Below are 13262 nucleotides of genomic sequence, written 5' to 3'. Positions count from 1 at the left end.
AATGTTTTATAATCATGCATTGTGAAATTATATTAATTTGTAAAGTGACAAAATTTATGGTATTTTTTATAGAATAAACAAACCTTTTTGAATTATATTTGTTTTATCCCGTCCAAGAGCAGCTCATAACGAGAACGAATGCTGGCGGAGAGCGCGGCTGGACCGGGCAGTCTGCTTTCGCGGAGCGCAAGCTTCCGTCGGATAGCTTCGATTACCATTTAAATACGACGCTAAGCGGACCTGCACTTGCAGACAAGCTGGAGCGAATCGCACATTTTCTAAAAGGCGAGCACAAAGAAGTATCAATAAAGCTGTCTATAGAAGCTGCGGAAATAGAAGTGGAAGAGCTGGAGTAAATACTGAATGAACAATAAAAAGAACCGAGTTCGGCGAAGTTGCCTGGCTCGGTTCTTCTTTTGTAGAAAAATGAAAATAAATGTCTGATACTGGAATATTATGTTTGTAAATAGTTTATTGCAAACGCAGCTTTCCAAGCTCGGAAACGAGCGCTTCTACCTCGCTGATGCTGAATTTCTCTTTTGAAGCGACTACTTCGTACAGATCTTTTATATCCTCATATTTATTGAGATCAAAGTTAGATGCCTGCATCGCTGCAGCGGAAGCCATTTTCAGCTTTGTTTTGATAACTTCAATCATAAACGCTACATTTTCTTGCGTTTGTAAGTCTAAATTCGTCATGGAGTGCCTCCTAAAGTTTTTGCGAGCCGAATTCGGCTTCGGAAATGGGCTTGTTCGAACGTTTTGCAATGCTGCAATTGTAACATGTTTCAAACGAGAATGACCACAAATTGAACAGTATCATAAAATTGGATACAATTGAACAAGATACGATTGGCAATCGAAGACAGGGCAGGTGCAATACGACGGAACAGCTAACGAGCAGTGAATTGGAGTCCTTTTTTTGTGCCATTGCAAATAAGTATATGAATCGCAGCGGCATTGTATTTGTATGTATAGGCAGTGATCGTTCCACAGGGGACTCTCTTGGTCCATTAGTGGGAACGATGCTTAAGGAGAGAGGTTGGCCGAATGTCATTGGAACATTAGACAAGCCATGTGATGCGCATGCGGTTCAGCAAGCCGCTCAGTCGCTGCATAAAGATGACGTTGTCATTGCCATTGATGCATGCCTTGGCAAACCAACCTCCATCGGCCGTTTTATTTTGCACGAAGGACCGCTTGAGCCAGGAAAGGCAATCGGCCGCAGACTTCCAGCAATTGGGCATTATAGTATTGCAGGCGTAGTAAATGCTAACGGACCCAAGGCTTACTGGATGCTGCAAACGACTTCACTTTACCAAGTGATGCGTATGGCAAGCGAGATCGCGTGCGCGGTAGATTCAGCTTGGGGCCAGCATTCGGATAGCTTGTCATATGTTAATCAAGCATTACAAATTCCATCCGTGTAGAGGAGCATGAACAAATGACAAATGAAAATAGCAAAGAAGTATACTCAATCGCACAGCGTAAGCTTTTTTTGAATAACGGATTGGAGCTTGCATATTATGATTCCCATCCGGATGACGGAGGCGCGGCGGATGGCATTAGCGAGGTTGTCGTTTTGCTGCATGGCTACTGCGGAAGCTCTTCCTATTGGGAGCATATCTTGGATGGGCTAGAGCAATCTGTACGTATCATTGCGCCAGACGCACGCGGGCATGGAAGAAGCTCTGCGCCAAGTGATGAGGTTTATACGATGGAGTTGTATGCGGAGGATATTGCTGAGCTGCTTATCAAGCTGCAAATTCATAATGCAGTATTGCTTGGGCATTCCTTAGGGGGCTATATTACTCTTGCATTCGCTGAAAAATATGCGAAGAAGCTTTCTGGCTTTGGCCTGATCCATTCAACAGCGCTAGCAGATAGTGACGCTGCCAAAGAAAACCGTGATAAAGCAGCAGCGGCTCTCGAGCAAGATGGCGTGAAGACATTCGTTGATGGTCTTATTCCTAAGCTGTTTGCTCCCGATAATGTGGAGGCTTTGTCCGCTGAGGTTGAGCAAGGAAAGAAAATAGGCTATGGCACATCCCTGCAAGGTGCAATCAGCACAGCAAAAGGAATGAAGGCACGTCCAAACCGGACGCAGGTAATCGAGCAATCTGAGCTGCCAGTACTTCTTGTTGCAGGGGTGTCAGATAAGGTTATTCCGGTGGAAAGTGTTTTTGCAGCATCAAACGGCTGGGCCGTGAAAGTGGAGCTTGGCAGCGCAGGTCATATGGGAATGATCGAAGAGCCGAAGCAATTGATCAATGCTATTCTTAGCTTTGTAAAGAATAAGCAGCAGTAGATTGGCGAGAGGGGGAACCAGATGTTTCAGCGCGATTATTTCATGCGAATGATTGAGCAAATGACAGAAGCAGTCGGTCAAATTATGAATTTGAGGCGAGAGCGCAAGCACGAGGAGGCTTTGCTCTACATCGATGAGCTTCTTGATACAAAGTTTAGGCTAAGCAGCAAGCTTATTCGTTCCCTTTCGGATGAAGACTTACTGAAAATGATGACGACGAACGGGATATTGGAAACGGATCATTTGCAAGCCATCGCTCTTCTGATGAAGCAGGAAGCTGAATTGACTGCCGACTTGGGACGCGAGGATGAGAGCTTCATCGCGTATGTGAAGTCGCTGCATTTGTTTCTAAGATTGTCGCTAGTAGATGCGGCACCAACGATTACCGAGCCCCGCGAACAAATAAAGGAGCTGCTTGAGCGGCTGAAGCCTTATGAATTGCCCCTAGCAACGAAACGTTTGTTAATGGAATGGCTTGAAGCAGAAGGGCGTTATGACGCTGTTGAAAATATGATGCATGAGCTGCTTGAAGATAACGCGCTGACGAACGAGGAAGCAGAAGCAGCCTATAAACGAATATTGTTACAACCAGACGAACGGCTTGAAGCGGGAGGGCTGCCGCGCGAGGAGATAGAGCAGGGAATTGAAGACCTTGCCAAGCAGCAAACAGACGATATAGCATAAGCGTACGTATAATGAGCTTAGCTTCAAAACTGATTTAGGAGTGATTGGACAGCATGACGGAACAATGGCAGCAAGAAATTACGAAATGGATCACTGGCAAAGAGCTGCTGCAGGCTACGCTTAGCCAGCCGAAGCGGAAGGACGGAACCGCAGCGCCTAAAACAATCATTCGTCCCATTGAGATGAAGAACGGCTTGTTTTATCAATTTGAATATCATTTTGCAAACAAGGTTACGCATGACAATGTTGCTGAGCCGCAAGCGGCTGAGCGAGTCATCGATTTGCTGCAGGAGAACTACCGTCAGGCGCTTGTAAAAACGAACGAGGCTGACGTTCAATTGCTCTTTAGCAAAAAAGGGAAAGCGGCTATTTTAAAGAAACCGCCAACTGGTGATTCGAGCAAAGCGAATTTGCAGCATAATCGGCAGAAACAGCGTATTTTGTCCGAGAGTCAAGCGGCCCCTTTTCTTGTTGAGCTTGGCATTATGACGCAGGAAGGGCTTGTCCACGCCAAAAAACAGGATAAATACAGACAAATCAATCGTTTTCTAGAGATGGTAACGGATGTGCTTGCGTATTTGCCAACGGACAGGGAAATTACGATCGTTGATTTTGGCTGCGGCAAATCTTATTTAACGTTTGCGCTTTACCATTTGCTTGCAGTGGAGCAGAAGAGGAATATTAACATTATTGGACTTGACTTGAAAGCCGATGTCATTGCTTTCTGTTCGGAACTTGCGGAGAAGCTGGGTTATGACAAGCTTAAGTTTCTCGTAGGTGACATTGCTGAATATGAAGAGCTGCAAGCTGCTGATATGGTTGTCACTCTGCATGCATGCGACACGGCTACGGATGCTGCGCTTGCCAAAGCTGTTAATTGGGGAGCCTCCGTTATTATGTCGGTACCTTGCTGCCAGCATGAGCTGTTCAAGCAGGTAAAGAGTGATGTTTTATCTCCGTTACTCTCTCAAGGCCTGCTGAAGGAGCGTTTTTCCGCACTCGCCACGGATGCCGCAAGAGGAACTTTGCTGGAGGTTTTGGGGTATAAGGTTTCGATGCTGGAATTTGTAGATCCAAAGCATACGCCAAAAAATCTGCTCATTCGCGCGGTCCGTTCAGAGCAGCATGGGCTTTCTATGAAAAAATGGGAAGAGTATGAGCAATTTCGTCAGTTTCTGAACATTTCCCCGTCGCTGGAGCATATGCTTTCCGAACGATGGCCTAATCATATCTCCAAATAATATTGCTTATTGGCGAATGTTACACTTTGAATTTTTTGAGGGTAAGCAATTGTCGATAGTATTAACATTTGCTACAATGGAAGAAGATGGCTATCAAATGAATGGGTGAACCGTATTGGAATGGATGATCTGGCTAGACTTTAGTATGTTTCTAGTGCTGCTCGGCTTGTTTTTCTACGTGTTTGCCTCCAGCAACGTTACGATTTTGCATCGTATGTATTTGACTTTGCATGTCGTTTTTATGTGTTGGACGCTTTTTCAATTTGCGTCCCAGACGACAACTTCTGCGCTCTTTAGACTATTTTACGTTTCCATATCGTATGTAGGGCTTTCTCTGCTTGGAATTGGATGGTTCGTATTCATCGTATATCTCACCGGCCAGTCGTATGTTATACGAAAGAGCCGGTTGTTCATTTTAGCGATGCCCGCGCTTATTTCTGTAGCTGTGGTTATCATTAACCCAAATGGCATGTTTCTACGAATTAACGATCAGCTAAGTCCGCTCAAGCAGCTAGAGCAAGGGCCGTTGTACTGGATTATGATTACGCAATTAATTGTTTATGTAACCGTTTCTTTTGTTATTATGTTCTACAAGCTGCGCGGCGAAAATTCGGTACGGCAGCGCACATTAATCAAAACCGCAATAAACGGTATGTTTGTACTCGTTTCGTTTGCTATAACAGATTTATTTATCAATGTTCTATTAATTGAAAAAATGAATCAATATATTCCGCTTATTTCAGTAGGAATGGCTGTTGCCGCTGTTTATTTGGTACATGCCATTAGACGGAACAAAGTACTCGATATTATTCAAACCGTACAAAGAGATGTAATGAATACGATGTCGATGGGTATTATCGTGCTCGATGAGAACGATATCATTATTGATGTAAATAAAGTAATAAAGCCGATTCTGAGGCTGCGCATTGGCGACAAGTTTAATTCCGCTCATCTAGGACCGCAATTTAAAGGCGAGGTTACTAGAGATATTGCTGCTTTTTTTGAAGAGCAGAATAAGCGTCCGATGGACAGGCTTGAGATGGAAATTGCAATTCAGCATGACAAGCATAGGCATATTATCGTACAGTCTGCGCCTATATTGAACAATAAGAAGACATTGGTAGGCAGAGTACTGACCTTCCAAGATGTGACGGAGCTTCGCCTGCTAGTCGAAGAAACGAATGTTCAGAACGAGCTGCTTCAAGATCGAAATCGCGATCTGCTTATTATGCAGGACGAGCTGTTTCAAGCGAATAAGAAGCTTGAGCATATGGCGATTACTGACGGTTTGACCGGCTGCTATAATCGGCGTTACTTGCTCCATCAATTGGAGCAAGAAGTGATTGCTAATATTCGTTATGGCATACCCTTCTCTATATTTTTATTTGACCTCGATCATTTTAAATTGATTAACGATAAATATGGCCACTTAATTGGTGATGAGGTGCTTTGCGGTACGGTTGATGCCGTTAGAGGAGTTCTGCGATTTACGGATATATTAGCTCGTTATGGCGGAGAAGAATTTACGGTGTATTTGCCGCATACCAACCGAGACCAAGCCGATCAGATAGCGGAGATTCTTATGGAATCGGTTGAGCAAAATAAAATAAACACGGGAACCTCTGAGGAGCCGGTATCGGTAACGATAAGCATGGGCGTAATCTCTATTGAACATGTTGACCCAACCGATTTAGTAGATCCAAAAGCTTTCTTAAGAGAGTTGCTTGCACAGGCAGATGCCGCATTATATGAGGCCAAGTATAATGGACGTAATCGGATTGTTAAACGAAAATTAGCCTAGCAGCCTGAACAATATGTTTAGGCTTTTTCGTGTTTGCTGCATAGTCAGTTGGACATAGTTCTGATAAAATGGATTTGATCCGGTTACAATCGCTAAACTATCAAAGGCGGGAACTAATCTAATGAGAAAAACGCAGATTGGAATGGTCAAGCCGGGAGACAAGGTGGCTAAACCCATTTTTCAAGAAAACGGCAACGTGCTTCTAGGAGAAGGGGTTGAATTGAATGATCGTTACATCGATCGATTGCGGAACTTAGGCATCGATTTTCTATTCATAGAGGATGGGTTGACGGAGGATCTGATTCCTGAAGATACGATCCGTGATGAAACGCGTAAGCAAGCGGTCGATACTATTTACAAAACGATGAACTCCTTCAAAGACCAGACCGTAACAAAAGGGCGAACGATCGCACCGGATATGGGCCGCAATTTTCGGGCGGTATTCGGCCAAATTATGCAGGATTTATCCTCAAGACCAAACATGCTGGTTAATTTAACGAGCATTCATGCCATGGAAGGTTATTTATTTCAGCATTCCTTTAACGTGGCTGTGCTTTCAGGCATTATGGGCATGGCAAAGGGCTTTAATCGCAATCAGCTTGAAGAGCTTGGCATTGGCGCGCTGCTCTTCGATATTGGTATGACAAAGGTGCCGCCAAAGCTGCTGGCTCATACCGGCGGTTTATCGCTGGCGGAACGTGAAGTCATCAAAAGCCATGCGAAGGACGGGTTCGATATATTACGCAAGTATCACGATATATCTATCGTTTCTGCACACTGCGCGCTTCAGCATCATGAACGATTTAACGGATCAGGTTACCCGCGCGGGCTCAAGGAAAGTGAGATTCATATGTACGCTCAAATCGTAGGATTAGCGGACACTTTTGATGCATTAACTTCACCAAGACCTTATCGCAAACGGTACACGGCAAGCGAAGCGATTGAGTTTTTATTTGCTGCCGGCGGCACCTTTTTTGATCTGGACTTGATTAAGCTGTTCTGTCGGCATATATCAATATATCCAGTTTCGACTTCGCTTTTGCTTAGCACTGGTCAAGTTGGTGTCGTTTCAGAAAATACGGAGCTCGCTGTCCATCGTCCCCGTATACGAATTATTATGGAGCCAGACGGCACAATGCCGGCATCGCCTTATGAGATTGAGCTCAAGAACGAGCTTCATATTACAATCGTAAAGGAGTTGTAATTATTTTTTGTAGGAAATAGGCGCTATGTCTTTCGCGCTTACTTGAATATTAAACACGGATAGAAACCTTCTCTTAGAGGCAAATTGCTGCTAAAGTGGAAGGTTTCTTTTTTTGCAATAATGACAGAGTTGCTTTATATCTGGTACTTTTTAAGGTAAAATAATGAGAAATAGAGCTAATAGGGGGATGTGCGTACATTTATGGGATCATTACAGCACCACAAACTGTCCAAGCTCGAAGTGTTGCGAAGAGTGCTGTTTATTACACTAGGCGCTGCGCTCGTCTCAGTTGGGCTGGAAATCTTTCTAGTACCAAATCATATTATTGATGGTGGTATTGTCGGCATATCGATCATGGCCTCCTATTTAACGAAAGTGCCGCTTGGTCTTTTTCTCTTTCTTCTTAATCTTCCATTTTTGTTCCTTGGTTACAAGCAAATCGGCAAAACCTTTGCAATATCGACGCTGTACGGCGTTTCGGTCATGTCGCTAGGAACGTTTTTGCTTCATCCCGTACCGCCTCTTACGGTAGAGCCTTTTCTAGCTGCTATATTCGGCGGTGTCATTTTGGGCATTGGCGTTGGCATGGTTATTCGGTTTGGCGGATCGCTCGATGGTACCGAAATTGTTGCGATCGTGTTTAATAAGCGTATTCCTCTTTCGGTTGGCGAGACCGTTATGTTTTTCAACTTATTCATTCTCGGCAGTGCAGGCTTCGTGTTTGGCTGGGATCGGGCGATGTATTCGCTTATCGCGTATTATATTGCTTATAAATTGATTGATATTACGATCGAGGGCTTCGATGAATCCAAAGCGGTGTGGATCATTAGCGATGAAGCGAAGGAAATCGGCGCAGCGATTATGAGCCGTTTAGGACGCGGAGTTACTTACCTGCATGGCGAAGGCGGCTTTACTGGCGGCAGCAAACGCGTTATTTTTTGTGTCATTACGCGGCTTGAAGAGGCGAAGATGAAGTCGATTGTTCATGAGCTTGACCCTGTGGCGTTTCTTGCCGTCGGCAATATTCACGATGTGAAGGGCGGACGGTTTAAGAAACGGGATATTCACTAATGATGGTAGTAGTCAGTTTCTAAGAAATGCGCGGCCGATTTGGCTTGCACAGATCGGCCCACTTTTGCTTTGAGATGAAGGAGACCAGCAATTTGGATGAGTTTGCGAGTATTCATCATTGGACGGCAGGCATGCAAGGAAGTGCTTGGCAGCGCGAGCGCGGCGTGGTTATAGGGATAGGCGATGATACCGCCGTAGTTGATCCCGCTTCTGCTGCGGATGGCATTGCTGCTCCAAAGCGGATACTGCTGGCCGTCGACACGATGGTGGAGACGGTACACTTCAAGCCGTCGACGATGCGGGACGAGGATGTCGGCTATAAGGCGCTTGCCGCCAACATTAGCGATATTGCCGCGATGGGAGGCGTGCCTTTGCATGCGCTCGTCTCGGTCAGCGTGCCGCCATCGTATACGCCGGAGCGAATGCGGAGGTTGTATGATGGGCTGTACGAGTGCGCCGAGCGCTACGGGGTTGCCATTGTAGGCGGCGATACGACGTCGGCGCCGGAGCATTTGGTTGTCGCTGTAACGGTGGTTGGCACCGTGGAAGCAGGGCGTGAGCTGTGTCGCTCGGGCGCAAAGCCGGGCGATGCAGTGTTTGTGACCGGCGCCGTAGGCATGTCGGCGGCGGGATTGCATGCGCTCCTTGCAGAGGAGGAGCGCGTGGTGCTGCAGCCCGCGGATTTCAGCGCGGGTAGGGAAGGTTTGCTAGTGCAGGCGCATCAGCGGCCAAATCCTTCAGTGCGTGCGGGAAGGCTGCTGCTTGAGCATGGGAGCTGTCGTTCACTTAATGATGTAAGCGACGGCCTGGCGAGCGAAGCATGGGAAATTGCTGAAGCGTCGGGGCTTCGCCTCGTGCTTTATGAGAAGCTTCTGCCAAAGAGCGGCAGCTTGGCCGCTTACGCTTCAAGTGCAGGAATAGATCCGCTGGAATGGATGCTGTATGGCGGAGAAGATTACGTCTTGCTAGGCACGATGGCACCAGAACATGCGGAAGCGATGCGAGCAGCTTTTCATCAAGAAGGTATTCCTTTTTTTATTATTGGAGAAACCGAGATGGGTGAGCCCGCTGTTGAGCTCATTCGACATGATCAAGCTTTTAAGGAAAAAGAGTCGCTGCCTCATTTGGAGAAGAGAGTTTTGCTTAAGAAACGCGGATATAATCATTTTTCGACATGAACGGGTGAATAGCATGCAACAACAGATAAGCCATGCCACTTGGCTGGCACAAACGGAACAAAACACTGTAACGCTAGCCGAACAGCTTGCAGCTTGGGTAAAACCAGGTACATTGCTTGCATTGGATGGTGATCTGGGCGCGGGAAAAACTAGATTTTCACAAGCTTTTGCAGGCGCAATCGGTGTGAGAGGCATTGTGAATAGTCCGACTTTTACAATTATTAAAGAATATGAAGGGAATCAGCTTCCCTTTTATCATATGGATGTCTACAGGCTGTCGCTGGAGGAAGCGGATGAGCTTGGTTTGGATGATTATTTTTATGGCGATGGCGTAACGATTGTGGAATGGGCTAGCTTGATCAAGGAGCTGCTGCCAACTGAGAGGTTGGAGCTGTATATTGAGCATCTTGGCGATGAAGCACGGCGCATACAATTGACCGGCTATGGTGAAATTTACGCAGGCTGGTGTGAAGCTTTAAGCAAGTTAGGAGCAGACAGATGAGTAATGAGCAGAGAAATCAAACGGGACCGATACTCGCTTTAGATACGTCCACGGCGTCGATGGCAGCTGCTATCGTTAGCGGTCATGAGGTGCTTGCGGAAATTCAAACGTTAGCGGAAAGAAACCATTCTGTACACGTTGTGACGCATATTCAAGAAATGCTGCGAAAAAGCGGCCTTGCTACTACGGACATCGAGGCGATTGCGGTTGGGAATGGACCAGGATCATATACAGGAATGCGTATCGCGATCTCTGTAGCAAAAACGTTGGCATGGGTATGGAACAAGCCGCTGGTGAGCGTGTCCAGCTTGGAGGCCATAGCATATGGCGCTTGGCATCAGCAGGTGAGCGGAATTGCGGAGCTGGAGAAAATGCATAATGGCGAGCATTGGGTATTTCCGATTATGGATGCAAGGCGCGGTCAGGTGTATACATCGGCTTTCTTGATGACGGATGCATCTGAATGGACTCGCTGGCTGGATGATGGCGTTCGTATTATGAAGGATTTTGTAGATCAGCTTGAGCAGCGATTAGCGAATTTGCCGGCTGGAAGCATACGGAGCATCTCACTTGTCGGCGACCTGTCGCTTCACGAAGAAAGCGCGATGCGCTTGAAGCAGATTGGCGAGGCAGCAGGCGTTATCGTTCAGCTTCAACCCTTTATCCAAGAGGGCAAATGGATAGCAGAGCTTGGCCTCAAAAGACTGCAGTCAGGTCTAATAGAAGATCCGCATACTCTTATTCCTAACTACACTCAGCTAACTGAGGCTGAGGTCGTATGGAAGGCAAAGCAGGCAGGTGAAGCTAAGGCATGAAATTAGAAGTGAACAAACTCATTTTTCGAGCGATGACTATGGCAGACATACCCGCTATCGTTGCGATTGAACAGGAAGCCTTTACGAGTCCATGGACTGTGGAAGCATTCACGAATGAGCTCATGAACAACTTATTTGCTCGCTATATGATTATGGAATATGAGGAACAAATAATAGGCTACGGCGGCATGTGGGTTATTATGGACGAAGCGCATGTAACGAATATTGCGGTACGCTCAGATTATCGCGGGCAAGGTTTAGGAAACTGCTTGCTTAATGAGCTGCAGCGGACGGCAGTTTTCTTTGGCGCGGTAAAGATGACGCTAGAGGTTCGTCCCTCCAATGAAATTGCGCAAAACCTTTATCGGAAATACGGTTTTGAGCCTGCCGGCATACGCCCGCGGTACTACTCGGACAACAATGAAGACGCGCTTATAATGTGGGCTGAGCTAGACAAAGAGCGGTTGAAGGTAAGGGAGCAATGAATGTGAATCAATCGAAACAGGCAGTGAATGAACAGCCAATGAATGATCTTGTTTTGGCGATTGAAACGAGCTGCGACGAAACGTCAGCGGCGGTTATTCGCGGTGGAAAACATATTTTATCGAATGTCGTGTCCAGCCAAATTGAAATACATGAACGATATGGCGGTGTAGTTCCCGAGATTGCATCGCGTAAACATGTAGAGTCGATTACATTGATAATAGAACAGGCTGTCAAGGAATCAGGGCTGACGCTAAAGGATATGTCAGCTATCGCAGTCACACAAGGTCCCGGTCTTGTAGGGGCTTTGCTCGTAGGTATTGTAGCGGCCAAAAGCCTGTCTATGGCATTAGATATTCCATTGATCGGTACGCATCATATTGCAGGTCATATTTATGCAAATGAGCTCGTTCATGACATTATATATCCATGTATGGCGCTAGTTGTTTCGGGGGGCCATACAGAGTTAGTGCTGTTAAAAAGTGAAGGTGATTTCCAAGTTGTTGGCCGTACTAGGGATGACGCAGTCGGTGAAGCATATGACAAGGTAGCGCGTGCGCTGCACTTGCCTTACCCAGGAGGGCCGCATATCGACAAGCTTGCAGTCGAAGCAGACGAATCGATTACTTTGCCTCGTGCATGGCTGGAACCGGATAGCTATGATTTTAGCTTTAGCGGCTTGAAATCGGCAGTACTAGCGGTTATTAATCAGACGAGAATGAAAGGTTTAGTCCTGAATGAGGCGGCACTTGCTCGCGGATTCCAAGAGTCAGTCACTGAGGTGCTCGTCACAAAAGCTCTGCGCGCAGTCAAACAATATGGTGCGAAGCAGCTGCTGCTTTGTGGCGGCGTGGCAGCGAATAAGGGCTTGAGGGCAGCTTTAAGTGCAAAGTGCGTGTCAGAACGTGTGCCTCTGCTTATACCGCCGAATTCGCTGTGTACAGATAATGCTGCAATGATTGGAGCAGCGGCTTATTTGAAGCTAAAACGGTCGCAATTCACAGATCTTGACATGAAAGCTGACCCTGGTTTATCGCTTGAGAGCTGGTCAGTGAGCAATATGCCACATTCGTTGGCTGAATAGGGGCTAATAAAAAATATTTTCAATTGGAATTGACAGACAATTTATTAGAGCATATAATAAGCAACAATACTTCAAACTTCAACTTCATACGTTACAAACGCAAAGAACAGGAATAGTAAAGCTTGTCCGGGAATGTCTGAAACGTCACTATGAATGTGCATCATTCATACGTCGTTATGACACAAGAGAGCTGCGGGATGGTGCAACGCAGTCGAAGGATGCTTGAAACTCGCCTGGGAGCGGAACAGTGGAAACGATGGCAGCATGAGTTCATGCTGATAGCCATGCAGGTACATTGTTACGGTTAACCACCGTAATCGGGTGCATGTGAGTCAACATCCGGAGTTGGCCATATGCTTAAGTTGGGCGTCCCTGCTCGTTTGCGAACGTATGGGTGTCAACAAGGGTGGTACCGCGCGGGTCATAATAACCTGTCGTCTCTTGATTCAAGAGATGACAGGTTTTTCTTGTTGTCTTGAAGTGAAGGATTTAACGATTTAATGAGCAGCAACAATCCATATAGAGTAAAAACGCAATGAACAGGAGCAGTAGAACAGTAGGCTGGCAAAACGAATTTCAAGATATGTTCATCAAAAGCAGATGAACGAATTGAAATCGTACAGAGAGCTGCGGGGTGGTGTGACGCAGTCGAAGCTGAGGTTTGAATCTCGCCTGGGAGCGGAACGTGGGAAGCAAGCTGTCATAAAAGACAGTTTTTGTCTACAACGTTACGGTTAGCCGCCGTCATCGGGCATTTAAGCGGGCTCGGTTCCCGCAGCAAGCTATTCAATATTGCCTTTTTTGCAAGGCAGCATTGTTTAAGCTTCTGCAGCAAGAATCGGTCAATTAGAGTGGTACCACGGCAGCGTAAGCGCGTCGTCTCTTACAAGG

General features: G+C 46.3%; 14 protein-coding genes. 13 read left to right on the top strand and 1 reads right to left on the bottom strand.

All coding sequences use genetic code 11. The features are described from left to right. The first annotated feature begins 98 nt into the window (after positions 1 to 98). Entirely contained in the window at positions 99 to 356 is a 258-nt protein-coding gene (locus tag AC1DSE_RS17230; RefSeq protein WP_477527945.1) for a hypothetical protein, read from the top strand. Between the two features lie 115 nt (positions 357 to 471). On the opposite strand, the gene AC1DSE_RS17225 is transcribed toward AC1DSE_RS17230, so the two are convergent. After that, positions 472 to 699 (bottom strand): DUF1128 domain-containing protein, encoded by a 228-nt coding sequence (locus AC1DSE_RS17225; RefSeq protein WP_441877401.1) that lies wholly within the window; start codon positions 697 to 699, stop codon positions 472 to 474. Between the two features lie 110 nt (positions 700 to 809). On the opposite strand from AC1DSE_RS17225, the gene yyaC reads away from it, so the two are divergent. From yyaC to tsaD, 12 genes are all read left to right on the top strand, one after another. Beyond that, complete coding sequence (gene yyaC / locus AC1DSE_RS17220; RefSeq protein WP_477512775.1) at positions 810 to 1430, top strand: spore protease YyaC; 621 nt, start codon at positions 810 to 812, stop codon at positions 1428 to 1430. A gap of 14 nt (positions 1431 to 1444) precedes the next feature. Beyond that, positions 1445 to 2308: an alpha/beta fold hydrolase gene (locus tag AC1DSE_RS17215; protein WP_477512776.1), complete on the top strand. Its 864-nt coding sequence runs from the start codon at positions 1445 to 1447 to the stop codon at positions 2306 to 2308. Between the two features lie 21 nt (positions 2309 to 2329). Continuing rightward, the gene (locus AC1DSE_RS17210; RefSeq protein ID WP_441877392.1) at positions 2330 to 2992 is read left to right on the top strand and encodes a DUF6483 family protein; all 663 of its coding nucleotides are present in this window, start codon (positions 2330 to 2332) and stop codon (positions 2990 to 2992) included. Positions 2993 to 3045: 53 nt separating this feature from the next. Next, positions 3046 to 4233 carry a class I SAM-dependent methyltransferase gene (locus AC1DSE_RS17205; RefSeq protein WP_477512777.1) on the top strand — a complete coding sequence of 396 codons (1188 nt, stop codon included), beginning with the start codon at positions 3046 to 3048 and terminating at the stop codon, positions 4231 to 4233. Between the two features lie 124 nt (positions 4234 to 4357). After that, positions 4358 to 6034: a histidine kinase N-terminal 7TM domain-containing diguanylate cyclase gene (locus AC1DSE_RS17200; protein ID WP_256710986.1), complete on the top strand. Its 1677-nt coding sequence runs from the start codon at positions 4358 to 4360 to the stop codon at positions 6032 to 6034. Between the two features lie 121 nt (positions 6035 to 6155). Beyond that, positions 6156 to 7238: an HD-GYP domain-containing protein gene (locus AC1DSE_RS17195; RefSeq protein ID WP_441877386.1), complete on the top strand. Its 1083-nt coding sequence runs from the start codon at positions 6156 to 6158 to the stop codon at positions 7236 to 7238. A gap of 201 nt (positions 7239 to 7439) precedes the next feature. Further along, positions 7440 to 8309 carry a YitT family protein gene (locus AC1DSE_RS17190; protein ID WP_076269656.1) on the top strand — a complete coding sequence of 290 codons (870 nt, stop codon included), beginning with the start codon at positions 7440 to 7442 and terminating at the stop codon, positions 8307 to 8309. A 74-nt stretch (positions 8310 to 8383) separates the two neighbouring features. Then, positions 8384 to 9487 (top strand): thiamine-phosphate kinase, encoded by a 1104-nt coding sequence (gene thiL, locus AC1DSE_RS17185; protein ID WP_477512780.1) that lies wholly within the window; start codon positions 8384 to 8386, stop codon positions 9485 to 9487. A gap of 13 nt (positions 9488 to 9500) precedes the next feature. After that, positions 9501 to 9989 carry a tRNA (adenosine(37)-N6)-threonylcarbamoyltransferase complex ATPase subunit type 1 TsaE gene (tsaE, locus tag AC1DSE_RS17180; protein WP_477512778.1) on the top strand — a complete coding sequence of 163 codons (489 nt, stop codon included), beginning with the start codon at positions 9501 to 9503 and terminating at the stop codon, positions 9987 to 9989. Further along, positions 9986 to 10804: a tRNA (adenosine(37)-N6)-threonylcarbamoyltransferase complex dimerization subunit type 1 TsaB gene (gene tsaB / locus AC1DSE_RS17175; protein ID WP_441877377.1), complete on the top strand. Its 819-nt coding sequence runs from the start codon at positions 9986 to 9988 to the stop codon at positions 10802 to 10804. Before tsaE ends, tsaB begins: the two co-directional genes overlap by 4 nt. Further along, the gene (gene rimI, locus AC1DSE_RS17170) at positions 10801 to 11289 is read left to right on the top strand and encodes a ribosomal protein S18-alanine N-acetyltransferase (RefSeq protein WP_339207222.1); all 489 of its coding nucleotides are present in this window, start codon (positions 10801 to 10803) and stop codon (positions 11287 to 11289) included. The genes tsaB and rimI overlap by 4 nt, the downstream gene beginning before the upstream one ends. Before the next feature lie 38 nt (positions 11290 to 11327). After that, positions 11328 to 12371 carry a tRNA (adenosine(37)-N6)-threonylcarbamoyltransferase complex transferase subunit TsaD gene (gene tsaD, locus AC1DSE_RS17165; protein ID WP_441877589.1) on the top strand — a complete coding sequence of 348 codons (1044 nt, stop codon included), beginning with the start codon at positions 11328 to 11330 and terminating at the stop codon, positions 12369 to 12371. The last annotated feature ends 891 nt before the right edge of the window (positions 12372 to 13262 follow it).

The organism is Paenibacillus sp. 01L418 (assembly GCF_056400045.1).
Note: the sequence above shows the minus strand (reverse complement) of the source record. Positions and strands in the feature narration are given on the sequence as shown.